Here is a 25,718-nt window from a genome sequence, read left to right as displayed (position 1 = left end):
GTCACTTTGCGCCCCTCACATCACACCCGAAAAAACCACACAAATCCCTTCAATCCATCTACTCCCAGTCAGCCCGGCTTGCGCGCAATGATCGCCTGGCTCTTGGGCATGGCCCTATCCAGGGCTTTCTTGATGCGCGGCCCGTCTTCGGACGCCAGCAGCATGTTCCAGGTGCGCGTCCAGCTATCGAGCAACGGGTGCCACGGCGGCGATAGGTCCTGCTTGCAGGCCCAGAAGAAGAACCACCACACCGACCAGTAGAAGCCGTAGTGCGCTTGGCGCTCGATGATCAGGCCCGAGTCGCGGATCAGCTGTTCGAAAGCTGCTCGCTCGAAAACACGGATGTGATTCGGGTGCTCGAAATAGGCGGCCGGAGCCAGTTCCTTCTGCACGCTCTCCCCCAGCGGATCGGGCACCGTGATCAGGTAAAGCGCGCCGGGCTTACCTACCCGGACAAGCTCACTCATAAATTGCGCGGGGTCCTCCACATGCTCCAGGACCTCCATCGCCACAATCTTGTCGACGCGCGCGTCGGGCAGCGGAATCGGATTGGCATCGGTCACCAGCGGCAGCATGGCGCGGGCCTTGGAGCCCTGCAGCGCACGCTCGACGCCGGCGACCTTGTCGGCATCGATGTCGGCGAAGATGACCTCCGCACCGCGCTGGGCGCAGAACTGCACGAAGGGACCATCACCGCATCCGATGTCGAGAACCGAATCCTGCGCTCTGATCGGAAAGCCCTCGAACAGCTCGTCGGTCTCCTGCTGGAACCAGCCGCTCAGATAGGTATCGGTCAGTGTCGACAGATCCTCGGCCGGTGCGGCTATCGTATCGGTCGTGCGTTCGGGTTCGATGGCCGGCGCCGGCTTGCGGCCCAGGCTCTTGATGAACTCCAGCATGTCAGCTCCAGCTATGACTAGGTGTGTGCTGCGACGCCGCTCAGGCGACGACCGCGGCCAGAAACGCTTCGAGACGATCGCGGCCGACCTCCAGCGAGCAATGTCCACGCATCCGTTCAGCAGCCGCGTTCGACATGCGCTGGTAGAGCTCCGGCTGCCGGGTGAAACATTGGAAGGCCTCGCGATAAGCCTCCACCAGCGATGCCCAGTCGATCTGGTGACGCAAGGTCCGATAGGCGAGCCGCGGATCATGCGGCCAGGCTGTGGCGTCCAGCCACGTATCCACCACGAAGGCGACCTGATCATCGATGTAGTCGACCATCGCCGAATGGCACGGAGCGACCGCCGGCTTGCCGCAACTGAGGAACTCCATCAGCGGCAGGCACTGGCCCTCGCCATGGGAGGCATTGACGATGAATGCGGTATGGCGGATCAACGCATCAAACTCGGCGCGATCCAGGTATCCGTGCAACAGCACGACACGACACTTGAACGCCGGCATACGCGCCATGCACATCAGCATGTCGTTCATTGCCGACTCGTATTCGTGGTGCCCCAGCTTGAACAGCAAGGTCGCCTCGGGCGTGTCGCGGAAGGCCGTGCAGAACGCGGTGAGCATGTCCACCCAGTTCTTGCGTCCGTCGTAAGGGTTGAACACGGCAGTAAAGATCACACCGGAAAGAGTCAGACTGTGCTCACCTACGGGCAGTGGCGGCATATCCGCACCATCGCCTTGGACGCCAGGCAGGCGACCCGGCTCCACTGGATTCAGCGGCTCCATTGGAGCGATCGACGCCGCCACGGGTGCCGGCTGCGGCATCTGCCAGACCAGGCGATACCACTCAACCAGATAACGCAGGGTGATGCGCAGGAAGGATTGGCGAACAGCTGGCACTGCTTCGCTCGGAGCACCTCCGGTGGCTGGCGGCAACTCGCGGGCACGAGCATCGGCGACAGCACGCGCTACGGCATCGCCGTCAGGGATATAAGTCGCCAGGGCCAGGTCGTGACTGTCCACCACCACGCCGGAGCGGACTCGCAGCGTCGCGCTGACATCGGCCGGGACGCGCAGAGCGCTGAACTTGTTCCAAACCGGCGCCGGAATCGACACCACCGGGAAATCATCGCCGACTGCCCGGCGTGTGGCCTCGACGGTCAGCCCGGAATGGGTGATCGCCCGGCCGCAGCGCCGCAGTACCTCAGCCCAATTCTGCTGCTCATCATCCAGCCAATACTGATTGGGGATGGAGTCGAACTCCCAGGCGAACACCGGAATGACCGGGCACTCCAGCCCGGAGGGCGTCTTGTGTGGCGGCATGAAACTGAGGAATACGCACGCCTGGCCGCTCGCTTGCGCCTCACAATAGAGCGGATCCACCTGCTCCAAGCGCTCTACGACCTGCACCTCGCCCAACTCGCGTAGCAGCGGCAGGAACTCCTTGAGCACGAAGTAATAGCTGTAATCCGGCAGCCCAAGACTGGCTTCGATACGGCTGGCATTGACCTCCGAATACACGAGGAACTTCATTCGGCCAGCCCTCCCGCCATCCGAACTGGCTCCGGCGCTCGGCGAGAAATGCCCAACACCTCTGCAAGGAAGACCTGCAGCGCATCGGCCACCGTCTCCATCGAGCAGAAACTCTGCATCCGCAGGCGGGCCGCCCGAGACATGCGCTCATATGCCTGCGGATCTTCGTTCGCCAGCGCGTAACTGTCGCGGAAGGCCTGCATCAGCGACTCCCAGTTGAGCCGGTGCCGGTGCGTCACCAGCATTCCGGTAGGGTCATGGGGCCAGCAGGTGGGCTCTAGCGCTCCATCGAGGATGAAACCCATGCGCTCATCCAGATAGTCAGACATCGCCGTGTGGTTCGGGGCCAATGCCGGCTTACCGGCACAGAGGAACTCCATCAGCGGCAGGCACAACCCCTCACAGGACGACGCGTTCACGTAGTAGTCGGTGGCCGCGACCATGGCCTGGTACTGCGCGTCCTCGAGAAATCCGTGCAACACCACGACGCGGCAGGCGAAGGGTGCCAGGCGGGAAAGCAAGGTCATCAGCACCACCCGGTAATACTCCAGGTCGTGATGGGTCATCTTCACCAGCAGCACCGCATCGGGCGTATCACGGAACGCCCAGCAGAAGGCGGTGATCAGATCGATCCAGTTCTTGCGACCGTCGGCGGGGTTGAGCACGGTGGTGTACACCACACCGCACAGGCTGATCTCTCGGGCTTCCGACTCGGCCGCCACGGAGACTGGCTCCGACTTGGCGCCAAGCACTTCCCGCTTCCAACCTTCGAAGAGCGCGCGGGTCACCTGCACCCGTTGTTGCCAACGCGAAGGCTTTGCCGGCTGCGACTCTGATGTGGGCGGTACCGATGCTGCGACCTCAGGGCGCCGCACCAGGCCGTCGGCACTCAAGCCCAGCAGCGGACTGTCGATCACCACGCCGTTGAACGGAACTCTCCGCTCACCACGCCCTGGTCGACAGGCGGAGTCGGCAGGCACGCCGAAACGCTCCCAGATCGGCGCCGGCACGGCCAGAACCGGCAGGCCGTGATGGGCGGAGGACACCAGGGCAGCGGCCTCGCGGCTGGTAGCAATGGCGCCTTGCACCTGCTCGAAGACATGTCCCCAATCGTTGCGCGGGTCGCCCTCCCAGGCCACATTGGGCAGGCTGTCGAACTCCCAGGCGAACAGCGGGATGGTGGGGCAGCTCAGCCCCAGCGGCGTCTGTTGTGGCGGGCTGACGCTGATGAACACCACAGGACGGGAAGCACGATGGTGCTCATAAAGGCTTTCGACTTCATCCAGACAACGGACTTCGACGACAGTCCCGATCTGGCGCAGGGCCGGGAGGAACTCCTTGAGCAGGAAGTAGTAACTGTACTCCGGCTTGCCCAGCGAGCTGTGGATGGTGTCCTGGCTGATCTTCGAGCCAATGAGAATGAGCGTATCCATCATGATGCAACCGCAGGCCCCGCTCCTGCGCGGTTCTTATTATCGATGCAGCCGTTGCCGCCACTGCGAATTTCTAAGGAAGGGGTGCATAGCACCAGTTCTTCGGCTCGCTGGCAAGAGCCTTTCCGCCGCGAGTACAGATGGCGCGATAACAGAGCAATACAGTTGCGAACTTCCTGGAACTGACCCAGAACAATCGTCCTCCGCTGTGACTGGAGAGTCAGACCCCCGGTACGAAATCATGACCTCCAAGGCCGCTCGCTTCCCACACAGCTGGAGGACATCGCCATGGAACGCACCCTGCCCGCCCCGCACCTGGCCGCACCGACCGATGCCTGGCGCCTTCTTCGGCAATGGCTGCACAACACCCGCACCCGCCGCCAGTTGGCCGAGCTGGACAGCCGCCAACTGGCCGACATCGGCATCAGCCCCAGCGAGCGTGTCGCCGAAATCTCGAAACCATTCTGGCACTGACCTCTGGTGATGCGAATCAGTCTTGGCTAGTCTGTGCTCCAGTAGAGTGGCCTCCCGGCCACCTTTTTTGCCTTATCCGGAGCCACTCCATGAAGAAAAGCCTTCAACTGATCGCCGCAGCCACCCTGCTGGGCTGCGCCACCGGCGCCTTCGCCACCAGCTTCGTCTACACCACCGACCTGTCGGTACGTGCCACCGGCGCCACCTCCGATGCCACCTCCAACATCAGCAACTCCTTCAAGGACGACAAGATCGTTCTCGAAGCCAAGGACGACGCCGCGACCTTCGTGGCGAGCCAAGGTGACATCCGCGGTGCCCATCTGGAAGCCGCCCTGCGCCACATCCGCACCAAGATGCCGACCCTGGCGGCCAACGACCAGCAGCTGGCACAGGCCATCCTGACCATCTGATGCCTCCCCGCGCCGGGCGCTCCGCCCGGCGCGTCGCGCTGGCCCTCGGCCACGCATTCCGTTAGCCTTGGCGGTCGTGCTTTTCCGATCATCTCCGCCCATGCGCCCTCTACTGCTCCTGCTACCGCTGTTGTTCTGCACCCTGCCTGCCCAGGCATTCGACCAGACGACCCAGTTCCCGGTAGGGACCAGCTATGTCACCAGCAAACTGACCAGCACGCCGTTCGAGAACAAGCTGCTGCGCAGCGCTCGTGACGATGCGGCAGGGTTCATCGCCACCGGTGGCGAGCTGCGCGGCGCCCGTCTCGAAGCAGCGTTGCACTGGCTGCGCGAGCAGCACCCGGCACTCGCGGCGAATGATCGGGAACTGGCCGAAGCGATTCTTGCCCAATAAGTCGTGAGCAGCTCCCGCTGCCCTTTCGGAGACATCCATGCGCCTCTGCTCGATCCCCAAGAGCCCCCTGATCCTCGGCCTGCTGCTCGCTGCCTGCGCTTCCGGCGCCCAGGCGCAGTCGGTGATTCGCGTGTTCAACATCACCACCAACGCCTTCGCCCGCAGCATCGACTTCACCTCGGACACCACCACCTCCGTGCGCGACATGAAGGTCGTACAGGAAGCCCGTGACGACGCCGCCAGCTTCGTCGGCAGCGACGGCGCCATTCGCGGCGCCCAGCTGGAAGCCGCGTTCAAGGTGCTGCGCGAAGACGTGCCGCAGGCGCGTGAGGCCTCCGACCAGGCCCTGGCCGAAGCCATCCTCGCTCTGTGAGGCTCCGGGTTGGCCGCTGGCTGGCGGCCCTTGCACTGATCGTCGCCGCCAGCAGCCAAGCCTCGCTCCGCCTGGAGCTCGACACTGACGGATTGACCGGCGCCCAGCGCCAGGCCAGCCAGCAACTGCTGGACGAGGCCCTGCAGACCCTGCCGGCCACCTTCGTCGAGCGCCTCGACCGCAAGGTCGAGGTGCAATGGCGCGAAGACCTGCCCAGCAACGGCATGGGCCGCGCCCTGCGCCCCGACGCCATCGCCCTCAGCACCCGCTACCTCGCCGCGCTCACCGACGGCAGCGCCGCTACCCAGCAGACCGGGCGCACCCACGGCACCCTGCGCCGCGAACTGCTGGCCGCCCTGCTCCACGAACTGACCCACGTCTACGACCGCGCCCGCCTGTGGGACGCCGATGAAGCCCGCGTCATCCGCCGCTGTACCCTGCGCGACAAGAGCCTGGGGCGTGTCGGCGCGCCCGACGAATGCCGCGGCCAGACCGCTCGCCGCTTCACGCTGTCGGACGACCCGCGCCTGCTCGACCTCGCCGGCTGGCCGCAGTACGCCGGCAAACATGGCGAACGCGAGCAGCACAATCGTTTCGTCCTGCGCAGCCCGGACAGCTATGAGCTGAGCAACCCGCGCGAATACGTCGCGGTGAACATGGAGTATTTCCTCCTCGACCCGAGCTACGCCTGCCGCCGCCCCGCGCTGTACCGCTACTACGCCGCACGCTTCGGCGAGCGCCCGCACGACGCCTGCGCCAGCAGCTATGCCTACCTCAACGCCGGCCGCGACTTCGGCCAGCAGCCGCTGGGCTACCTCGACCCGGAGCGCGTCTACGAGGTGGACTACTTCATCGCCGAGGCCAACGCCGACATCGCCAGCCGCTGGGGGCACACCATGCTGCGCCTGGTCGTCTGCGCGCCTGGCCGCCCGCGCGGGCCGGACTGCCGCCTGGACCTCGACCGGCACCTGGTGCTCTCCTACCGCGCCTTCGTCGGCGACCTGCAGCTCTCCAGCTGGGACGGCCTGACCGGCGCCTATCCGTCGCGACTCTTCGTGCTGCCGCTGTCGCAGGTGATCGAGGAATACACCAAGGTCGAGCTGCGCAGCCTGGCCTCGATCCCGCTGCGCCTGAACCGCGAAGAGATCAACAGCCTGGTGGAGCGCTCCGCGCAGAGCCACTGGAGCTACGACGGCAACTACTACTTCCTGTCCAACAACTGCGCCGTGGAGACCCTGAAGCTGCTGCGCAGCGGCATCCAGCGGCAAAGCCTGCAGAACATGGACAGCATCACCCCCTATGGCGTGCTCGGCCTGCTGGAGAACCAGGGGATCGCTGACCCGAGCGTGCTGGACAACCCCAAGGAAGCCCTGCGCCTGGGCTATCGCTTCGACTCCTTCCGCGACCGCTACCAGGCTATGTTCGACGTGCTGAAGAAGCGCCTGGACATCCGCCAGGACAAGGTCGAAGACTGGCTCGCGCTGCCCGCCACCGAGCGCCGCCCCTGGTTCGACAAGGCCGACCTGCGCGCTAGCGCCGCCCTGCTCCTGCTCGAACAGGCCTCGCTGCGCCGCCAACTGCTACTGGCCCAGGACGAACTCAAGCAGCTCTACCTGAGCAACCGCGACGACCTGAGCGCTGACACCCGGCTGGCCACCGCCGGCAAGACGCTGCAGCAGATCCTCGACGACAGCGGCTTCCTCAGCCGCCCGGCAGAGCTGCTCGACGGCGGCTACGGACTGCCCCAGGCGAAGGAAACCGTCACCCTCGAGCAGCAGACGCAGCAACGGCAGAAGCGCCTGCGTCAGCTCAGCGACAACCTCGACCGCGAAGTGCGCGCCCTGCTGACGCCCGAGCGCCGCGCCGAACTGGCGGCACTGGAGGCCAACACCAAGCAGATCGGCGCGCACCTGCGCGCGCTGCACAAGGCGGCCGGCGGGTTGGAGTTGCCCTGAGGCTTCTCAAGCCGTATCGCGGATAAATCCGCTCCTATGCGCGGATCTCCACGGTAGGGCGTACAACCGTTCGCGGTTGTACGCCGATGCACCGCAACTGCCCCCGTGCCAGGGCTACGCTCGGAGCGCCCGGAAATCGAGGATAACCGGCGTATAACGTCGAACGTTATACGCCCTACACGAACCCAGGCGACTTCGGCCGAATCGCGGCAATGTGCGAAATCCCCTGCCACTGGCCTCAGAGCTTCTCTTCACGCTCTTCAGGCAGTTGCTCATCCAGATGAATCCATGGCAGCCGGCTCTTCACCCAGATATGCCGGTTCGGCAGCACCTCGGCCACGTCATCCAACGTCGCGGTAGTGAGGTCCAGGGTGTCCGGTGCGAGGTCAGTGAACAGCGCCAGCTGCGCCCCGCAGTTGACACAGAAGTAGCGCACGCAAGGCGGCGAAGAGCGGTATTCGGCCGGTGTGCCGGCGGTCCAGCGGAAACTCCCCAGCGGCACCGTGACCCAGGTGGTGACGATGCCGCCGGTGGTGCGCCGGCAGATCGAGCAGTGGCAATGGGCGACGTCGTTCAACTCGGCGTCGCATTCGTAGCGGACCTGCCCGCAATGGCAGCCACCGGCATGCACAGCAGCCATGGAGTCCTCCTGGTTCAGTCGTATTCGGCGGCCTCGTGGTCGCCCAGCAGCCGCCGCTGTCGTGGCGTACAGGCCGCCAGCACCTCCGGGTTGAAAGCCCAGTCCAGATAGGGCGAGAACTTCTGCGCAACCATCCGCCGGCCATAGTGCACTTGCAGCAGGTAACGCGTGCGCTGGCTCAGGTTGCGGCTGCCGGCATGCCACAGGTCACTGCGAAACAGCAGGCAGTCGCCAGCCTGGCAGAGCACCGGCCTGGCCGCCCTACCCTGCCATTCGCGCTCATCGGGCGCCGGCGCGCGGCCGGCTCGATGGCTGCCGGGAATCACCCAGGTCGGGCACAGCGCCCCGTCGATGTCGTCGAGGTAGATCTGCGCGGTAGCGATGAACATCGGCAGGTCGAATCCCGACGCCAGCAGCTGTTCCGGCAGCGCGACGGGCAGGTAGTCCTGATGCATCTCCGCGCCGATGAAGCCGGGATGGCAGCGCCAGGCCGTCTGGCCGATCACATGGCAATCCCCGCCCAGCGCCGCTTCCACCACCTCGATCAGGCCCGGCGGGTCGAGATACGGCAGCCACAGCGGCGAGCGGTTGAACACACACTTGTAGTGGTCCACCAGGCCCTCATAGTCCCAGTGGAGCGGCCGCAGGCCATCGATCAGCCTACGCACCTCGGCTATCTGCGCAGCATCCAGCAGGCCGCGCAGCAGGACGAAGCCATCCTCGTGCAGGGCCTGCAAAGGGCTCATGGGGCGCACACTCCGCTTCCCAGTTCGGCCTGGGCGCGCGCCAGCGCATCGAGGAACGCCCCCAGCGCCTCGCCCGGCTCCGCGCCTTGGCGAGTCACGCAGTGGAAGTCGGAGACGTAGGCCAGCTGCGCCGGACGGATCGCCCGCAGGCGCCCCTCGGCCACCCATTCGCTGGCGTAGTGGGTCGGCAGGTAGCCGATGAAGGTACCGCTGAACACCAGGTTGGCGATGGCTTCCATGCTGTAGGCATTGGTGGTGTGGCTGAACACCAGGCCGTGCGGACGCCGGCTCTCGGCCATGTAGCCGCGCCCGACGTACTCGGCGGCGCAGATCTGCTCCAGCGACGGTTCGTCTTCCGCACGCTCGAAGAACGGATGCTCGCGGGCGCAATACAGGTTCTGCTCCTCGCGGAACAGCAGTTGGTAACGGAGCCCGGACAGGCGATGGTGAAAGGCGCCGATGGCCAGCTGCAGGCGCTCTTCCAGCACAGCGTTTTCCAGCTCGTCCGGACGTTGGGTGTGCAGGTTCAGGCGCACCCGCGGATTGCCCTCGCGGAACAGCCGGATCGCCAGCGGTAACGGCCAGCACTGCTGGCCGAGCACGCCGTCGACGCAGCCCAGGTGCAAAACCTCGCGGTCGCGTCCACCCAGTCCCGTCACCTGCTCGCGAAAGCGCTCGATGTCGACGAACAATCCGAGCGCCGCCTCATAGAGCTGCTCTCCTTCCTCGGTCAGCTGGAAGCCACTGCTGCCGCGCCGGCACAGCGAATAGCCCAGGCGCAGTTCGAGATCACGCACCAGCACACTCAAGCGCGACAGGCTGGTATTCAGGCGCACCTGGGCGGCAGTGAAGCCACCCGCCTCGACGATGGTGCAGAAGATGCGCAGCAGGCGCAGGTCGACATCGGAAAGATTGCCCAGCATGGGAGTTCTCGCGGCGGCGGGCGCAGGCCTTTCGTTATAGCGCCGAGGGCGCCGCCACGTGAACCCCCATGGCGGTCAACGGCGCGCAGCGATCGAGTCGGCCAGTACGCAGAGCAGCTCGAACATCATGGTGGCGCCCACCAGCGCGGTCGCCCCGCCCTGGTCGAACGGCGGCGAGACTTCCACCACATCGGCGCCGATCAGGTTCAGCCCCTGCAGGCCGCGGATCATGTGCTGCGCCTGCAGCGTCGTCATGCCACCGATCTCCGGCGTACCGGTGCCCGGCGCGAAGGCCGGATCGAGCACGTCGACGTCGAAGGTGACGTAGGTCGGCCCCTGCCCCACCACCCGGCGCACTTCGGCGAGGGTGGCCTCGACACCCAGGTCGGCGAACTCTTCCATGTGGATCACACGGATGCCGCATTCCTGAGCGAAGGCTTCGTCGTTTGCGTCATAGATCGAGCCGCGAATGCCGATCTGCACGGTACGTTTCGGGTCCAGCAGCCCTTCCTCGATGGCGCGGCGGAACGGCGTGCCGTGGGTGTACGGGTTATCGCCGAAATAGCGGTCGTTGGTGTCGGAGTGGGCGTCGAAATGCACCATGCCGATGGGCCGCTCGGCGGCCAGCGCGCGGAAGATCGGCAGGGTCACCAGATGGTCGCCGCCCACCGACAGCGGGATGGCCCCCGCGGCATGGATACGCCGGTAGAAGCCCTCGATGCGCTTGAGCGAATCCAGCAGGTCGATGGGATTCACCGGCGCATCGCCGATGTCGCCGACGCGCACCAGGTCGTAGGGCGCAATGTGGCTGACGTGGTGCACCTTGCGCATCAGGCTCGACTGGTTGCGCACCTCGCGCGGACCATGACGGGCGCCGGCGCGGTTGGTGGTGCCGCCATCCCAGGGCACGCCGAGCAGCGCGATGTCCAACTGTGCCGGGTCCTCGAAGATCGGCAGGCGCATGAAGCTGGGGATGCCGGCGAAGCGGGGAATCTCGGCGGCGTCCAGGGGTTGCGGGAAGTCATGGGACATGTCGGGTCTCCTGATGGGTGAAGGGGTCAGTCGGCCTGTGCCTGCAGGCTGGCGGCCGGCTCGCCGGCGAGGCTGACCACCACGAAGGTGACCAGGCTGGCGAGCAGGCCATAGGCGATGGGGGTGTTGGCGAGCACGCCGTCGATGGCCATGAACAGGACCACCACCAGGCTGCCGACCACGATGCTGGCGATCGCTCCGCGCGCCGAGGCGCGGCGCCACAGCAGCGCACCGAGGATCGGCACCAGCAGCCCGCCGACCAGCAGGTTGTAGGCAATGCTCAGGGCGCCGATGACGTCGTTGACCAGGCACGCCAGGGCCAGCATCACCACGCCCATCAGGAGGGTGAACAGGCGGCTCTCGCGCAGGCCGTTGGGCGCGCCGGGACGCAGGAAGCGCGCGTAGACGTCCTCCTGCAACACCGTGGCGGCGGCCAGCAGGCAGCCCGATGCGGTGGACATGATGGCCGACAGCGCCGCCGCGACCACCAATCCACGCAGGCCGGGTTCGAGCACCTGGCGGGTAATCTCGGCGTAGGCGTTCTCCGGTACCGCGAGGTTGGGAATCAGCACGTGGGCGGCGGCCCCGATCAACGCGCAGGCCAGGCCGTAGAGCATGCAGTAGATGCCAGCGCCGAGGCCGGCGTAGCGCACCACCTTCTCGCTGCGCGCGGTGAACACGCGCTGCCAGATGTCCTGGCCGATCAGCGCGCCGAAGAAGTACAGCAGGAAGTAGGTGAGGATGGTGTCCAGGCCAATGTGCCCGAGGTCGAAGAAGCCCGCCGGCAGCACTTCCTGCATGCGTGACAGGCCGCCCGCCTCGTGGATCGACAGCGGCAGCAGCACGGCGAAGATGCCGAGGGTCTTGATCACGAACTGGATGATGTCGGTGAGGGTCAGCGACCACATGCCACCGATCACCGAATAGACGATGACGATGCCACCACCGCAGAGGATCGCCGGGATGCGCGGGATCTCGAAGACCACCTCGGTCACCGAGCCGATGGCGATGGTCGCGGTGACCGCCACCATCAGGTCGTAAGCCACCATGACGATGCCACCGATCAGTCGCGAGGACGCCTGGTAGCGCTGCTCCAGGATCTGCGTGACGGTGTAGACCTTCAGCCTGGCAATCTGCCGCGAGAACACCAGGCTGAGGAGGATGATCCCCAGGCCCAGCATGAACACCAGCCACAGGCCGGACAGCCCGTAGAGGTAGCCGAGCTTCACCGTACCGATGGTGGACGCGCCGCCCAGCACCACGGCCGCCATGGTGCCCAGGTAGAGACCGGGGCCGAGGCGGCGCCCCGCCACGAGGAAGTCGGTCTGGTTGCGCGCCTTGCGCATTCCGTACCAGCCCAGGGCGAGCATGCCCAGGGCGTAGACCAGCATGATCAGGTAATCGAGCAACATGGCGGGAGGCTCCTGTTGTAGTTGTGTGGGACGCAGGCCGTTGCCCGGAAAAGCCTGATCCGCCACCTCCTCCCGGCAAATCCCCAAAGCCTGAAGCCAACTTTCGCTGCCGCGAAAGTGCCCCGTCAGCCCTTGCCAGACGGGGCTTTGCCCCCTCCTCCGGCTCCCGTCGGGAAAAAACTTCTACCCCGCCAAGTGCTTGATTCGTATACGTATGTTATCGTTGTAAACACTGTATACAGCGTAAACGGAACTGTACGAAAAGTGACCACCGTTGTCTCCTTCCGCGCCGATGACGCCCTCGTCCAGGCCCTGGACCAGCTGGCCCGCGCCACCCACCGGGACCGGCCGTATCACCTGCGCCAGGCCCTGGCGCAGTACCTGGAGCGCCAGAGCTGGCACGTCGCGGCCATCGATGAAGGCGTGGCAGACGCCGATGCCGGCCACCTGCTGGAACACGCCGTCATCGAAGCCAAGTGGGGGCTGGCATGAGCCTGAAGTGGACGCACAAGGCGGCGGGCGACCTGGACGCCATCTATGACCACTACGTCGTGCTGATCGGCCCGGAGAAGGCGCTGCGGGCCATCCAGGACATCGTCGAGCAGGTTCGTCCGCTGGCGAACCTCGACCTGAGCAGCAGCGGCGTGCCCAGCGAAGTGCCCGGCGTCCGGGAATTGCCGGTCGAGCGCTGGCCCTACCAGGCCGCCTACCGGGTAAAGGGGCGTTCTGTACAGATTTTGCGCATCGACCGTGTGGATAACTTGGGGTAAAAGTGGCCACACGGTTACAAAATATTTCAAAGTATTGACTTTTCGATTTGATCGAAAATCATACAAATAACCGTAAGATGCATAATTGGTCATTTAATGTTCACTTCTAAACGATATGAACAAAATACAAACAAATAAGACTGAGCTAGTCATTCACGCTGAGCGACGACTGACTTTTTCCAGGCAACAAAAAACCCGGCCAAGGCCGGGTTTTTTCGTTTTTGCGGACTTTTTTCGAAAGCGGGTCAGGCAGCCTGCCAATCGACCGGTAATTGCCCTTCTTTCCAGGCGAAACGATCGAGGTGGCTGACCACCACGTTCTGCAGGCGCTCCAGCGCCTGCGCATCGGCAGCCTCGGCGTCCATCAGCAAGGCGTCAGGCGTGGCGTGCAGGCGGCAGGTGCCGAAATCGAAACGCAGCACGCCGCGATCATCGGTCAGCTCGACCGGCAACTTGTGGGCGAAGTGGTTGCACAGGCGCTTGAGGTAGCGCGCGGCGTCAGGGGTGGCGACAGTGGCACGGCTTAGCGGCATCGTTCTCTTCTCCTTTTTCGGGAGTTGTCATGCTAGGCGAAGGAAATCCAGGGAAAAACCGGCTAATTTGCCTTTCACTCTTAAGCGGAGCTTCACAATGGACAACCTCAAGGGCATGGCGGTCTTCGCCACCGTGGTGGCCCGCGGCTCCATGGCCGCCGCCGCCGAAAGCCTGGGCATGACGCCCTCGGCGGTCAGCCAGCAGATCCGCAAGCTCGAAGCCCACGCCCAAGTGACGCTGCTGCACCGCACCACCCGCAAGCTGACCCTGACCGAGGCGGGTGAGGCCTTCTACCGCAGTTGCGCGCAGATGCTGGCAATCGCCGAGGAAGCCGAACAACGCCTGGGCGAATGGCGCGAGGCGCCGGTCGGCGAACTGCGCCTGGCCGCCCCGGTGGGCTTCTCCGGCCAGCTGATCACCGAGGCCCTGCGTCCGCTGCTGGAAAACCACCGCCAACTGCGCCTGCAGCTGTTCTTCCACGATGAGCAGATCGACCTGATCGAGCAGCGCATCGACCTCGCCATCCGCGTCGGCAGCCTGTCCGACTCCAGCCTGGTGGCGCGTCACCTGGCCGAGTGGAACAACGTCATCTGCGCCGCGCCGTCCTACCTGCGACGCCTGCCGCCGATCGACCATCCGCAGCAACTGCAGGGCGTCGACTGGCTGGCCCTCAATACCGTGGCGCACCAGAGCTACCTGAACTTCAGCGGCCCGGGCGGGGAGCTCTGCAAGCTGCGCCTGGAGCCGCGCGTGGCTGCCAACAGCATGATCGCCCTGCGCCAGTTCACCCTCGACGGCCTGGGCGTTTCCGCGCAGCCCGAACCGGAAGTGTGCGAGGCGCTGGAGGAGGGCAGGCTGCAACGCCTGCTGCCGGACTGGACGCTGCCGCCGTTCGGCATCTACGCGGTCACGCCGCGACGCGACGCGCAGCCGGCCAAGGTCAAGGTCGCCATCGAGGCGCTGCGCCGTCACCTCGGCGGCTCGTCGCGCCTGCGCTTCCAGGCGCCGGTCTGAGCGACGCGCTACCATGACGCCCCCATCGACAGGAGTACCCAGCATGGCCCGGAACTGGACCTGCAAGCACCACAGCGACCTGAGCAAGGAAGAGCTGTACGCCATCCTCAGCCTGCGCACCGAAGTCTTCGTGGTCGAGCAGAAATGCCCCTACCAGGAAGTCGATGGCCTCGACCTCATCGGCGACACCTGCCACCTGATGGTGGAGGAGGGTGGTCAACTGCTCGGCTACCTGCGCCTGCTGGACCCCGAGCGTCACGAGGGCGACGTGGTCATCGGCCGCGTGGTGATCGCCCCGCAGGGCCGTGGCCAGGGCCTGGGGCACGAACTGATGGAGCAGGCGCTGCAGGCTATCGCCCAGCGCTGGCCGGGGCTGCCGATCTATCTCTCGGCGCAGGCGCACCTGCAGGGCTACTACGGCCGCTACGGCTTTGCTCCGGTCACCGAGGTCTACCTGGAAGACGATATCCCGCACATCGGCATGCGCCGCAGCGCCTGATTCAGGCTGGGTAATGCCGGGCGAGGAAGTCGCCCAGCAGCGCATTGACCCGCGCCGGCTGCTGGTTCTGGATCCAGTGGCCGCAGTTTTCCAGCACATGCTGTTCCAGCTTCGGCACATGCTCGGGCATGCGCTGCAGGGTATACGCCTCGAAGCGGCGGACCGGGTCGCGGTCGCCGATCAGGAATAGCGTCGGCTGCTCGACCTTGCGCCCCGCCAGCGGCGCGGTGAGTTGCCAGCTGCGCTCGAAGTTGCGGTACCAGTTCAACGCGCCGTGGAAGCCGCGTCCCTCGAAGGTGCGCACGTAGTACTGGAAATCCTCGGCGCTGCACCAGGCGGGATGCGCCGGTGGCGGTGGCAGGCCATCGAACAGGCGGCCATCGGGGGACTGGTCCGGCGCCAGGTGCACGTTGTCGCCGAGGAAGTGGCGCAGGCTCAGGGCGATGTTCGCATCCAGCTCAGCCTCGGCGCGGCCCGGCTCCTGGAAGTAGAGGATGTAGAAGAACCTACCGGCGAACACCTCCCGCATGATCTCCACCGGCGGACGCTTGGCGCGGCCGGCGAAGGGTACTGACAGGGTCGCCAGAACCTCCACCCGCTGCGGCTCCAACAGCGCCAGGTGCCAGGCCACCGGCGCGCCCCAGTCATGCCCGACCATCGCCACCCGCGAATGCCCCAGCGCATCCATCGCGCCCTGGATGTCTGCGCAGAGGGTCAGTAGATCGTAAGCGTCCACCGCATCCGGCGCGCTGGTCTGGCCATAGCCGCGCATCTCCGGGACGAACACGCGATAACCGGAGGAGGCGAGGGCGCGCATCGGGTGCTGCCAGGAATGCCAGGACTCGGGAAAGCCGTGCAGCAGCCACACCGGTTTGCCATCCGCCGGGCCGGCGCTGTACAGGCTGAGCAGGATGCCGTTGACCGCCAGCAGCTGGTGTTCGAACTCGTTCATGGCGCGCGCTCCTGCAGAGGGTGAGCTTCACTATGCCAAGTCCGGAGTGCCGGCCGAACCCTATTCACCAGGCGAATGGAGGGACCTTTCCACTCGGCGATGCAGTGCGGGAAAGGGCGGATAATGTCCGGCGCCACAATAGATTCTCTCCAGGAAGGACTCCCATGAGACGCCAACCCACCGCCCAGCTCTGCCCGGAACTCGATGCCATCCTGAGGGCCGAACTGCGCGCCGGCAACCAGCTCGGCGAAGGCCCCGTGCGCACCGACTGGCCGCAGCCTGGCTCGATCTACGCGGCCTTGCGCGACAACTTGAAAACGCGCAAACCCGGCAATGCCGGCCCTGTCCGACATTCGATCTGCCGCGATCCTCACTATGGCTGGAACGACGAGTGCTACTGCGAGTTGCACGGCGACCTGCTGGTCGCTGGAAGCACGCAGAGGCCCTGACGGAGATCCCTGTAGGAGCGAGCTTGCTCGCGAATCGCCTTGCAGCGGGTTCGTTCGCGAGCAAGCTCGCTCCTACGAAAAGCCTTGCAATCAATCGATAAAAAACTGCATCGTATTCTGCACAGCGAAACATAATTCCGTTAAAACAACTCTAAACGGAGCACAGCATGTCAGAAGCGGTACAGCTCGAACGCCGGGGCGAGATTGCCCTGGTCACGGTCGACAACCCACCGGTGAACGCCCTCGGACATGCCGTCCGCGCGGGCCTGCTCGCCGCCTTCCAGCAGGCCGAGGCCGATCCGCAGGTGCGCGCGGTGGTGCTGGTCTGCGCCGGGCGCACCTTCATGGCCGGCGCCGATATCCGCGAATTCGGCAAGCCGCCGCAAGCGCCTTCCCTGCCGGAAGTGGTCGAGATCATCGAAGGTTCGACCAAACCCAGCGTTGCCGTGATCCATGGCACCGCGCTGGGTGGCGGGCTGGAAGTCGCGCTGTCCTGCCATTACCGCATCGCCCGCCGCGACGCCCAGGTCGGCCTGCCGGAAGTGAAGCTCGGTCTGCTTCCTGGCGCGGGCGGCACCCAGCGTCTGCCGCGCCTGACCGGCATTGAGAAGGCTTTGGACATGATCGTCAGCGGCGCGCCGATCCGCGCGCCGCAAGCCTTGGAAAACGCCATCCTCGATGAACTGTTCGACGGCGACCTCATCGAAGCCGGCCTCGCCTTCGCCCAGCGCCTGCTGGCAGACGGCAAGGGCCCGCGCCGCACCGGCGAGCGCAATGAACGCGTGCAGCAAGCCGGCGTGGCCGCGCTGATCGCCCACAAGCGCGGCGAGGTGCAGAAGCGCCTGCCCGGCCAGTTTGCGCCGCAGCGCTGCATCGACGCCGTGGAAGCCGCCAGCCAATTGCCGCTGCGCGAAGGCCTGGTGCGCGAGCGTGCGCTGTTCCAGCAATGCATGGAGTCGCCGCAACGCGCCGCGCTGATCCACGCCTTCTTCGCCGAGCGCGAGGCAGCCAAGGTCGAAGGCCTGGCGGCCGGCATCCAGCCGCGCGAGGTGCACAACGCCGCCGTGATTGGTGGCGGCACCATGGGCGTCGGCATCGTCCTGTGCTTCGCCAACGCCGGCATTCCGGTCAAGCTGCTGGAGGTGAACGACGAAGCCCTGCAACGCGGCCTCGACCGCGCCCGCAGCACCTACGCCGCCAGCGTGGCGCGTGGCAGCCTGGGCGCCGAGGAGATGGAGCGGCGCATGGGCCTGATCAGCGGCGTGCTCGATTACGCTGCGCTGGGCGATGCGGACGTGGTGGTCGAAGCGGTGTTCGAAAGCCTGGACGTGAAGCGCCAGGTCTTCGACCAGTTGGACGTCGCCTGCAAACCCGGCGCGATTCTCGCCAGCAACACATCCTCGCTGGACCTCGATGAAATCGCCGCCTTCACCCAGCGTCCGCAGGACGTGGTCGGCCTGCACTTCTTCAGCCCGGCCAACGTCATGCGCCTGCTCGAAGTCGTGCGCGGCAAGGCCACCAGCGATGCCGTGCTGGCCACCGTCATGCAACTGGGCAAGCGCCTGAAGAAGGTCTCGGTGGTGGTCGGTGTGTGCGATGGCTTCGTCGGCAACCGCATGATCTTCCAGTACGGCCGTCAGGCCGAATTCCTGCTGGAGGAGGGCGCCACACCGGCGCAGGTGGACCGCGCGCTGCGCGCCTTCGGCATGGCCATGGGGCCGCTGGCGGTGCGCGATCTGTCCGGCCTGGACATCAGCCACGCGATCCGCGCACGGCAGCGACCGAACCTCAAGCCCGGCCAGACGCTGCCCACCGTGCTCGACCACCTGATCGCCGCCGGCATGCTCGGGCAGAAGACCGGTGCCGGCTTCTATCTCTACGGCGAAGGCGGGCGCGCCCCGCAGGACAACCCGGCGCTGCCGGCCATGCTGGAGCAGGCTGCCGCCGATCGCGGCATCACCCGCGCGCCGGTAGAGGATGAGGAGATCGTCGAGCGCTGCATCTACTCGCTGATCAACGAGGCCGCCAACATCCTCGACGAAGGCATCGCCCAGCGCGCCAGCGATGTCGACGTGATCTTCCTCAACGGCTACGGCTTCCCCGCCTGGCGCGGCGGCCCGCTGTTCTACGCCGACAGCGTCGGCCTTGCCCGTGTACTCGAACGAATCCGCGAGTTCCACCAGCGCCTCGGCGCCTGGTGGCAACCCGCGCCACTGCTCGAACGTCTGGTGGCCGAAGGCCGCCGCTTCGCCGATCTGTAGAGGACCCGCCATGGACATCCATTTCACCCCCGACGAGCTGGCGTTCCGCGACGAAGTCCGCGCCTTCCTCGAAAGCAAATTGCCTCAGGACATCGCCACCAAGGTGCGCCTGGGCAAACACCTGAACAAGGGCGACCACCAGCGCTGGCAGCGCGTGCTCGCCGAGCAGGGCTGGTACGCCACGCACTGGCCGGAGGAGTTCGGCGGCACCGGCTGGAACGCCGTGCAGAAGCACATCTTCGAAGAGGAATGCGCCGCCTTCGGCGCGCCGCGCACCATCCCCTTCGGCGTCAACATGGTCGCCCCGGTGATCATCAGGTTCGGCACGCCCGCGCAGCAGGCGCACTACCTGCCGCGCATCCTCGACGGCACCGACTGGTGGTGCCAGGGCTACTCCGAGCCGGGCGCCGGCTCCGACCTCGCCAGCCTGAAGACCCGCGCCGTGCGCGACGGCGACCACTACGTGGTGAACGGCCAGAAGACCTGGACCACCCTCGGCCAGCACGCCGACTGGATCTTCTGCCTGGTGCGCACCGACCCCGAGGCGCAGCAGCAGCGCGGCATCAGCTTCCTGCTGATCGACATGCAGACGCCGGGCATCACCGTGCGCCCGATCATCACCCTGGACGGCGAGCACGAAGTCAACGAGGTGTTCTTCGACAACGTGCGCGTACCGGTGGAAAACCTGGTGGGCCGCGAGAACGAAGGCTGGACCTGCGCCAAGTACCTGCTGACCTATGAGCGCACGGGCCTCGCCGGCATCGGCGCGTCCAAGGCGGTGCTCGCGCACCTGAAACGCGTGGCCGGCCGAGAGCTATGCGAGGGCAAGCCGATGCTCGAAGACCCGCTGTTCCGCGCCCAGGTAGCGGAAGTGGAAATGCAGCTGATGGCCATCGAGATGAGCACGCTGCGCATCCTCGCCGCCGCCCGCGAAGGCGGCGTGCCGGGCGCGGAGAGCTCGATCCTTAAGGTGAAGGGCACCGAGATACGCCAGGCCGTCAGCCACCTGCTGCGCAAGGTCCTCGGCCCCTATGCGCTGCCCTTCATCGAGGACGAATTCGAGCTGGGCGCCGAGCCGTTGCACGCGGACTACTCGGCGGCACCGGCCAGCCAGTACTTCAACCTGCGCAAGCTGTCGATCTTCGGCGGCTCCAACGAAATCCAGAAGAACATCGTCTCCAAGATGATTCTCGAGCTGTGAGGGGCTGACCATGGACTTCAAATTGAGCGAAGAGCAGCAGATGCTGCAGGACACCGCGGCCCGCCTGGTCCGCGACGCCTACCCGTTCGACAAGCGTGAGGGGTTCAGCAAGAGCGAGCTGGGCTATAGCGCCGAGTTCTGGCGCCAGCTCGGCGAGCTGGGGCTGACCTCGGTGTCGCTGCCGGAAAGCCACGGTGGCTTCGGCGGCGGCGTGGAAAGCCTGCTGGTGCTCACCGAACTGGGCCGCGGTCTGTGCCTGGAGCCCTACCTGCAATCGGTGGTGCACGCTGGGGGCCTGATCGCCCAGTTGGGCAGCGACGTGCAGAAGGACCACTGGCTGCCGCGCATCGCCAGCGCCGAGGCGCAGCTGGCGGTGGCCCTGGAAGAGCCGCAGAGCCACTACCAGCTGCACGACGTGCAGACCCGCGCGGAGCAGGCCGGCGACGGCTGGAAACTGAGCGGCCGCAAGGCAGTGGTGATCGGCGGGCAGAGCGCCACGGCGATCCTCGTTTCGGCGCGAGTCGCCGGCAATGCGCGGGACGAAGCAGGCATCGGCCTGTTCCTGGTCGACCCGCAGCAGACCGGCGTCAGTCGCCGCGACTACCCGACGGTGGACGGCCAGCGCGCCTGCGAGCTGTTCCTCGACGGTGCCGTTGGTGAAGCCGTCGGCACACCCGGCGAAGCGCTGCCGGCGCTGCGTTACCAACAGGGCCGCGCCATCGCCGCGCAGTGCGCCGAAGCCCTCGGCAGCCTGCAGGAAGCCTGCGCACTGACCCTGGACTACCTGAAGACGCGCAAGCAGTTCGGCATTCCGATCGGCAAGTTCCAGGTGCTGCAGCACCGCATGGTGGACATGCGCAGCGAGCTGGAACAGGCCACCAGCATGGCCATCCTCGCCGCCTGCGTCGCCGACCAACCCGACAGCGCCGAGCGCAGCCGCACCCTGGCAGCCGCCAAATTCATCGTCACCCGCGCGGCGCGCTACGTGGCCGAGCAGGCGATCCAGCTGCACGGCGGCATCGGCATGACCTGGGAATATGTGCTCGCGCACCATGCCAAGCGGCTGGTGATGCTCAGCCATCAGCTGGGTGACGATGATCATCATTTGAAGGTGTATGCGGGGTTGATGGAGGTGGCGTAACGCATCCACCTGCCCTTGTAGGAGCGAGCTTGCTCGCGAACATATCTGCTGGCGACTTGGGCACTGGGGTGGTTCGCGAGCAAGCTCGCTCCTACAGGAAAGCATGCCCTGCGCCTCGGTTCGGGTTCTGGCCCGTGCTCTGGAAGGCTTCCAGAGAAACATGCGCGCACTCCGGACCGCCCCTTTCAGGAGGCCTCGTTGAAGTGGAGTTTCAGGGGTTGAGCGACATGGATGTCGCGAGAGCCATGATGGGCCAGGGATGGCCCGTCGTGGCGTGCCCCTGAAACTTTGCTTCGACGAGGGAATTTTTCGCATAAGCGAAAAACCGGATGAAGGGGCAAGACCTTTGCCTCCTTTGGGTCGTTTGCCAAAGGAGGTCGCCCGAGGGGGCGAAATACAATCTCTCTGCACACGTCGAAGCGGCGCAGAGACTCCTACACGAAAAGCATCGTGGAGAAAATCAGGCCCCGAGGCTCTCGATATCCCGCGCCAGCATCTCCAGCTCATGGGCCAGCGACCCACGCAGGGTCTCTTCGCTCAACTGGAACGACGGCGCCCCGCAAGTCAGCGCCATCAGCCCACCGTCGGCCAGGCGCAGCGGCACGCCAGCGGCGCGCACATTCCGGTCCCAGTCGCCCAGGGACAGGCAGAACCCATGCTCGCGGTATTCCTCGAAGGACGCCTCCAGCGAAGCACGCATTGCAGACCAGTCGCCTTCATGGCGCTCCTGCAAGGCCGACAGCAGATGCTCGCGCTCCTGCTCCGGCGTCGCCGCCAGGTAGGCGCGACCCGCGGCAGTGGTCGCCAGCGGCAGACGCACGCCAGCGTCCATGCGCAGGGAAGTCGCCTCCGGCGGGCGGCAGTTCTCCACGTAGATCATCGACAGCCAGTCGCGGCAGGTCAGGCCGACCGTGGTGTTGGTGCGTCGCGCAAAGGCATCCATGTACGGCTTGGCCAGCTGGCGCACGCGCAGGTTGGAAACGTAGGCATACCCCAGCGCCAGCACGCCGGAATCCAGCTGGTACTTCTCGTGCTGCTGCGAGTAGCAGAGGTAGCCGAGCTTGGTCAGGGTGTAGGTCATGCGCGACACGGTGGGCTTGGGCAGCCCGGTGATCCGCGCGATTTCCTGGTTGCCGAGCACCACCGAGCCGTGGGTGAAGGCGCGCAGCACGTCCAGCCCGCGGGCGAGGGCCTCGACGAACTTGCGGTCCTTGGGGTTGCTGCTGACTTCGACGTCGTCGCTCATGGGGCCTCGGCGGGGGAATCTGGATGACGGGCGCCGCTGGCGGCGCGGGCGAACGATAGCAGATCGGCCCCTCGCCCCGCAGCGGTCCGAATGTGCTCGTTGCACCGGGGAAGCCTATCGCATACCATCGATTTCGACACGATGTTTCGCTGTGCAGAACAACAATTCAAAGCTCAGAGCCAATCGAAGCGAAGAAACGGAGAAGTCGATGCCTGCCATTGCAACCGGATACGTGGCCAACGAGATTGCCCGCCACGGTTACCAGAATCTCCACGACCTGTTGCGCGATGCCTGTCGCGATTTCCCCGAACGCTCCGCGTTCTCCTGCGGCGACAGCCACCTGAGCTTCGCCGAGCTGGAGCGCCAGGCCGACGCCTTCGCCCGTTACCTGCGCCACCACGCCGGCCTGCAACCAGGCGAGCGTCTGGCGCTGATGCTGCCCAACTCCCTGCAGTACCCCATCGCCACCTTCGGCGCGCTGAAGGCCGGCGTGGTGCTGGTGAACACCAATCCGCAGTACACCGCCGGCGAGTTGCGCCACCAACTGGCCGACTCCGGCGCCAGCGCCATCCTGCTGCTCGATCGCCTGCTACCACTGTTGCGCGGCGTGCAGGCGCACAGTGAGGTGCGGCAGGTTCTACTGACCTCGATCGACGACATCGAGCGCCCGCAATTCGATTGCGAAGACGCCGACTGCGTGCGCTTCCAGCAGGCCCTGCGCCTGGGCGCCGGGGCGCCGCCGGTAGACGCCGAGCCGGGCCTCGACCGCCTCGCGCTGCTGCAATACACCGGCGGCACCACGGGTGTCTCCAAGGGCGCGATGCTCAGTCATCGCAGCCTGATCGCCAACGTCATCCAGACCCTCGAACTGTTCATGCGACCGGGTCTGCTGGACCCGGCCAGCGACGTGCGCATCGCGCCGCTGCCGCTCTACCACATCATGGCCTTCGCCACGAATTGCCTGTCCTCGGTGGGCATGGGCCTGCACACGGTGTTCATCCGCGATGGCCGCAACCTGGATGAAATCCTCACCGCCATGCGCCGCTATCCCTTCACCCTGATGAGCGGGATCAACACCCTGTTCGTCGGCCTGATGAACCACCCGGATTTCGCCGGCATCGACTTCAGCCACCTGAAATGGGTGACCTCCGGCGGCGCGCCGCTGAACCGCGAAGTGGGCCGGCGCTGGGAAGCGCTGACCGGCGCGCCGGTGCGTGAAGGCTTCGGACTGACCGAGGCCTCGCCGGTGGTCTCCACCGGCACCTTGCTGAGCCCGTATCGCGAGGGCTACGTCGGCCAGGCGCTGGTGGACACCGAGCTGCGCACCGTGGACGAGGAGGGAGCCGACACCGGCCCCGACCAGCCCGGCGAGCTGTGGCTACGCGGCCCGCAGGTAATGCAGGGCTACTGGCGGCGCCCGGAGGAGAGCGCCCAGGTGCTGACCGAGGATGGCTGGCTGAAAACCGGCGACATCGCCGAAGTGGACGCCAACGGCATGCTGAAGATCGTCGACCGCAAGAAGGACATGATCCTGGTCTCGGGCTTCAACGTGTTTCCCAACGAAGTGGAAGACGCGGTGATGCGCCACCCCGGCGTGCGCGAGTGCGTGGCCATCGGCGTGCCGGACGAGCGCAAGGGCGAGGCGGTGAAGCTGTTCGTCAGCCTGCGCGACCCCGCGCTGGATACGGCAGCGATCATCGCCCACTGCCGCGAGCACCTCACCGGCTACAAGGTGCCGAGCTTCGTCGAGGTGCTCGACGAGCTGCCCAAGACCAGCGTCGGCAAACTGCTACGCCGCCAATTGCGCGATCTCGAACTGGCCAAAGGGACCAACGCATGACCGAAGCGTCTATGGTTGAAGCAGGTTCGCACGACGAGATTCGCAGCATGACCGAGTCCTTCAACCGCATCGGCGTGATCGGCGCTGGCGCCATGGGCCGTGGCATCGCCCAACTGTTCGCCACGGCCGGCCTGCCGGTGCGCCTGTACGACAGCAATCCGCAGACCGTGGAGCAGGCGCTGGCCTTCAACCGCGAGCTGCTGGAACGCTCGGTAGCCAAGGGCAAGCTCAGCCCCGAGGCGCTGGCCGGGACCCTGCAGCGCCTGTTGCCGACCCACAGCCTGGACGAGCTGGCCGACTGCGACCTGCTGATCGAAGCCATCATCGAGGACCTTGGCGCCAAGCAGGCGCTGCTCGCCGAACTGGAAAAACGCGTGGCGCCCGACGCCGTGCTGGCGAGCAACACCTCGTCGCTGTCGGTCACCCGCATCGCCGCCCGCTGCCAGCATCCGGAACGGGTCGCCGGCTTCCACTTCTTCAACCCGGTGCCTTTGATGCGCATCGTCGAAGTGGTTCGCGGCCAGCGCACCCAGGAGTCCGTGGTGCGCCGCCTGAGCCGCCTGGCCGAGCAGGCCGGGCACTTCCCGGCGGTGTCGCCGGACAGCCCCGGCTTCATCGTCAACCACGCCGGCCGCGCCTTCAGCACCGAGGCGCTGCGCATCCTCGGCGAAGGCATCGCCACCCCGGCGCAGGTCGACCGCATCCTGCGCGACGGCGCGGGTTTCCGCATGGGTCCGTTCGAGCTGTTCGACCTGACCGGCCTGGATATCTCCCATGCGGTGATGGAGTCGCTGTACCAGCAGTTCTACCAGGACCCGCGCTACACGCCGTCACCGCTGGCGGCCCAGCGCGTGGCCGGCGGACTGCTCGGGCGCAAGACCGGCGAGGGCTTCTACCGCTACCGCGATGGCCAGCCGCTGCACGAGGTGGAGGTACAACCCGAGCCGGTGCTGCTGAACCGTCCGTACTGGCTCGACAGCCAAGACCCGGAGCTGCGCCACCGCATCGCCGCGATCCTCACCCTCGGCGGCGTGGTACTGGAAACCAGTGAAGCGCCTTCGTCCCGGGCCATCTGCCTGGTCACCCCGCTGGGGACGGACGCCGCCACCTGCATCGACGCCCTGGGCCTGCCGCCCGAGCGCAGCCTGGCGCTGGAAACCTTCACCGACCTGGACCGCCGCCGCGTACTGATGCGCCAGCCCGCCCTCGATCCGAAACTGGAGATCCAGGCCCGGCAGGCGCTGGGCAGCGACGGCGTGCCGGTGGAAGTGATCAATGATTCACCCGGTTTCATCAGCCAGCGGGTGGTCGCCAGCATCGTCAACCTGGGCTGCGAGATTGCCCAGCGCGGCATCGCCACGCCGGTGACGCTGGACCGCGCGGTGCAACTGGCGCTGGGTTATCCCTTCGGCCCGCTGGCCTTCGGCGAACACTACGGCGCGGCGCGCATCCTCACCATCCTCCAGGGTCTGCAGGCCTGCTACGGCGAAGCGCGCTACCGGCCCAGCCCCTGGCTGCGTCGACGGGTGCAGCTGGATTTGCCGCTGCACAGTCCCGATCGGGCGGAGTGACTCCGTGGGAACGATGACCGA

General features: G+C 66.1%; 26 protein-coding genes. 15 read left to right on the top strand and 11 right to left on the bottom strand.

Features of this window, described 5'->3' with window-relative positions:
- Positions 1–68: 68 nt before the first annotated feature.
- The 3 genes from SD196_RS00410 to SD196_RS00400 are packed head-to-tail and all read right to left on the bottom strand — an operon-like array spanning position 69 to position 3,863.
- Positions 69–899: a class I SAM-dependent methyltransferase gene (locus SD196_RS00410; RefSeq protein WP_343576099.1), complete on the bottom strand. Its 831-nt coding sequence runs from the start codon at positions 897–899 to the stop codon at positions 69–71.
- Positions 900–939: 40 nt separating this feature from the next.
- Positions 940–2,427, bottom strand: a complete 1,488-nt coding sequence (locus SD196_RS00405) for a glycosyltransferase (RefSeq protein ID WP_343576097.1) — start codon at positions 2,425–2,427, stop codon at positions 940–942.
- Positions 2,424–3,863, bottom strand: coding sequence for a glycosyltransferase (locus SD196_RS00400; protein WP_343576094.1), 1,440 nt, complete (start codon positions 3,861–3,863; stop codon positions 2,424–2,426). The genes SD196_RS00405 and SD196_RS00400 overlap by 4 nt, the downstream gene beginning before the upstream one ends.
- 285 nt (positions 3,864–4,148) lie before the next feature.
- On the opposite strand from SD196_RS00400, the gene SD196_RS00395 reads away from it, so the two are divergent.
- The 5 genes from SD196_RS00395 (at position 4,149) to SD196_RS00375 (ending at position 7,466) form a co-directional block, all read left to right on the top strand.
- Entirely contained in the window at positions 4,149–4,334 is a 186-nt protein-coding gene (locus SD196_RS00395) for a DUF1127 domain-containing protein (protein ID WP_331315241.1), read from the top strand.
- Between the two features lie 89 nt (positions 4,335–4,423).
- Positions 4,424–4,744 (top strand): DUF2388 domain-containing protein, encoded by a 321-nt coding sequence (locus SD196_RS00390; RefSeq protein WP_275609523.1) that lies wholly within the window; start codon positions 4,424–4,426, stop codon positions 4,742–4,744.
- A 100-nt stretch (positions 4,745–4,844) separates the two neighbouring features.
- The gene (locus SD196_RS00385) at positions 4,845–5,138 is read left to right on the top strand and encodes a DUF2388 domain-containing protein (protein ID WP_331315239.1); all 294 of its coding nucleotides are present in this window, start codon (positions 4,845–4,847) and stop codon (positions 5,136–5,138) included.
- A 37-nt stretch (positions 5,139–5,175) separates the two neighbouring features.
- A complete protein-coding gene (locus tag SD196_RS00380) occupies positions 5,176–5,511 on the top strand; it encodes a DUF2388 domain-containing protein (protein ID WP_343576090.1) in 336 nt (111 codons plus the stop codon).
- The gene (locus tag SD196_RS00375; protein ID WP_343576087.1) at positions 5,508–7,466 is read left to right on the top strand and encodes a DUF4105 domain-containing protein; all 1,959 of its coding nucleotides are present in this window, start codon (positions 5,508–5,510) and stop codon (positions 7,464–7,466) included. Before SD196_RS00380 ends, SD196_RS00375 begins: the two co-directional genes overlap by 4 nt.
- A 238-nt stretch (positions 7,467–7,704) precedes the next feature.
- On the opposite strand, the gene SD196_RS00370 is transcribed toward SD196_RS00375, so the two are convergent.
- From SD196_RS00370 to SD196_RS00350, 5 genes are all read right to left on the bottom strand, one after another.
- Complete coding sequence (locus SD196_RS00370) at positions 7,705–8,106, bottom strand: GFA family protein (RefSeq protein ID WP_343576085.1); 402 nt, start codon at positions 8,104–8,106, stop codon at positions 7,705–7,707.
- Positions 8,107–8,120: 14 nt separating this feature from the next.
- The gene (locus SD196_RS00365; protein ID WP_343576083.1) at positions 8,121–8,852 is read right to left on the bottom strand and encodes a phytanoyl-CoA dioxygenase family protein; all 732 of its coding nucleotides are present in this window, start codon (positions 8,850–8,852) and stop codon (positions 8,121–8,123) included.
- A complete protein-coding gene (locus SD196_RS00360; protein ID WP_343576081.1) occupies positions 8,849–9,775 on the bottom strand; it encodes a LysR family transcriptional regulator in 927 nt (308 codons plus the stop codon). Before SD196_RS00360 ends, SD196_RS00365 begins: the two co-directional genes overlap by 4 nt.
- Before the next feature lie 75 nt (positions 9,776–9,850).
- A complete protein-coding gene (gene speB / locus SD196_RS00355) occupies positions 9,851–10,807 on the bottom strand; it encodes an agmatinase (RefSeq protein WP_275609516.1) in 957 nt (318 codons plus the stop codon).
- Between the two features lie 26 nt (positions 10,808–10,833).
- The gene (locus SD196_RS00350) at positions 10,834–12,219 is read right to left on the bottom strand and encodes a sodium:solute symporter (RefSeq protein WP_331315228.1); all 1,386 of its coding nucleotides are present in this window, start codon (positions 12,217–12,219) and stop codon (positions 10,834–10,836) included.
- 264 nt (positions 12,220–12,483) lie between these two features.
- Between SD196_RS00350 and SD196_RS00345 the strand changes: the two genes are divergently transcribed.
- Entirely contained in the window at positions 12,484–12,711 is a 228-nt protein-coding gene (locus tag SD196_RS00345) for a CopG family ribbon-helix-helix protein (RefSeq protein ID WP_275609514.1), read from the top strand.
- Positions 12,708–12,989, top strand: coding sequence for a type II toxin-antitoxin system RelE/ParE family toxin (locus SD196_RS00340; protein WP_331315226.1), 282 nt, complete (start codon positions 12,708–12,710; stop codon positions 12,987–12,989). Before SD196_RS00345 ends, SD196_RS00340 begins: the two co-directional genes overlap by 4 nt.
- A gap of 245 nt (positions 12,990–13,234) precedes the next feature.
- Here SD196_RS00340 and SD196_RS00335 read toward each other — a convergent pair whose 3' ends face one another.
- A complete protein-coding gene (locus tag SD196_RS00335; protein WP_331315225.1) occupies positions 13,235–13,522 on the bottom strand; it encodes a DUF2218 domain-containing protein in 288 nt (95 codons plus the stop codon).
- A 97-nt stretch (positions 13,523–13,619) separates the two neighbouring features.
- On the opposite strand from SD196_RS00335, the gene SD196_RS00330 reads away from it, so the two are divergent.
- Positions 13,620–14,537, top strand: a complete 918-nt coding sequence (locus SD196_RS00330) for a LysR family transcriptional regulator (protein ID WP_275609511.1) — start codon at positions 13,620–13,622, stop codon at positions 14,535–14,537.
- Between the two features lie 43 nt (positions 14,538–14,580).
- On the top strand, positions 14,581–15,036 hold the full coding sequence (locus SD196_RS00325; protein WP_275609510.1) for a GNAT family N-acetyltransferase: 456 nt from the start codon (positions 14,581–14,583) through the stop codon (positions 15,034–15,036).
- A gap of 1 nt (position 15,037) precedes the next feature.
- Here SD196_RS00325 and SD196_RS00320 read toward each other — a convergent pair whose 3' ends face one another.
- A complete protein-coding gene (locus SD196_RS00320; RefSeq protein WP_416310945.1) occupies positions 15,038–15,988 on the bottom strand; it encodes an alpha/beta fold hydrolase in 951 nt (316 codons plus the stop codon).
- Positions 15,989–16,152: 164 nt separating this feature from the next.
- Here SD196_RS00320 and SD196_RS00315 point away from each other — a divergent pair, with 164 nt between their 5' ends.
- The 4 genes from SD196_RS00315 to SD196_RS00300 all read left to right on the top strand — a co-directional run bounded on the left by SD196_RS00315 (position 16,153) and on the right by SD196_RS00300 (position 21,040).
- Positions 16,153–16,437: a hypothetical protein gene (locus SD196_RS00315; protein WP_275609508.1), complete on the top strand. Its 285-nt coding sequence runs from the start codon at positions 16,153–16,155 to the stop codon at positions 16,435–16,437.
- 167 nt (positions 16,438–16,604) lie between these two features.
- Positions 16,605–18,698: a 3-hydroxyacyl-CoA dehydrogenase NAD-binding domain-containing protein gene (locus SD196_RS00310; RefSeq protein ID WP_416310944.1), complete on the top strand. Its 2,094-nt coding sequence runs from the start codon at positions 16,605–16,607 to the stop codon at positions 18,696–18,698.
- A gap of 10 nt (positions 18,699–18,708) precedes the next feature.
- Entirely contained in the window at positions 18,709–19,899 is a 1,191-nt protein-coding gene (locus tag SD196_RS00305) for an acyl-CoA dehydrogenase family protein (RefSeq protein ID WP_416310943.1), read from the top strand.
- Between the two features lie 10 nt (positions 19,900–19,909).
- Entirely contained in the window at positions 19,910–21,040 is a 1,131-nt protein-coding gene (locus SD196_RS00300) for an acyl-CoA dehydrogenase (protein ID WP_343576061.1), read from the top strand.
- Positions 21,041–21,500: 460 nt separating this feature from the next.
- Here the strand turns inward: SD196_RS00300 and SD196_RS00295 are convergent, their stop codons facing one another.
- Positions 21,501–22,286, bottom strand: a complete 786-nt coding sequence (locus SD196_RS00295; protein WP_343576058.1) for an IclR family transcriptional regulator — start codon at positions 22,284–22,286, stop codon at positions 21,501–21,503.
- A 208-nt stretch (positions 22,287–22,494) separates the two neighbouring features.
- Between SD196_RS00295 and SD196_RS00290 the strand changes: the two genes are divergently transcribed.
- Positions 22,495–24,126 carry an AMP-binding protein gene (locus SD196_RS00290; RefSeq protein ID WP_275609503.1) on the top strand — a complete coding sequence of 544 codons (1,632 nt, stop codon included), beginning with the start codon at positions 22,495–22,497 and terminating at the stop codon, positions 24,124–24,126.
- Positions 24,127–24,173: 47 nt separating this feature from the next.
- Complete coding sequence (locus SD196_RS00285) at positions 24,174–25,697, top strand: 3-hydroxyacyl-CoA dehydrogenase (protein WP_275612047.1); 1,524 nt, start codon at positions 24,174–24,176, stop codon at positions 25,695–25,697.
- Positions 25,698–25,718 lie beyond the last annotated feature (21 nt).

The organism is Pseudomonas macauensis, assembly GCF_047902425.1.
In the GTDB taxonomy this organism is placed as follows: domain Bacteria; phylum Pseudomonadota; class Gammaproteobacteria; order Pseudomonadales; family Pseudomonadaceae; genus Pseudomonas.
This window is presented reverse-complemented; position numbering and strand designations above follow the sequence as displayed.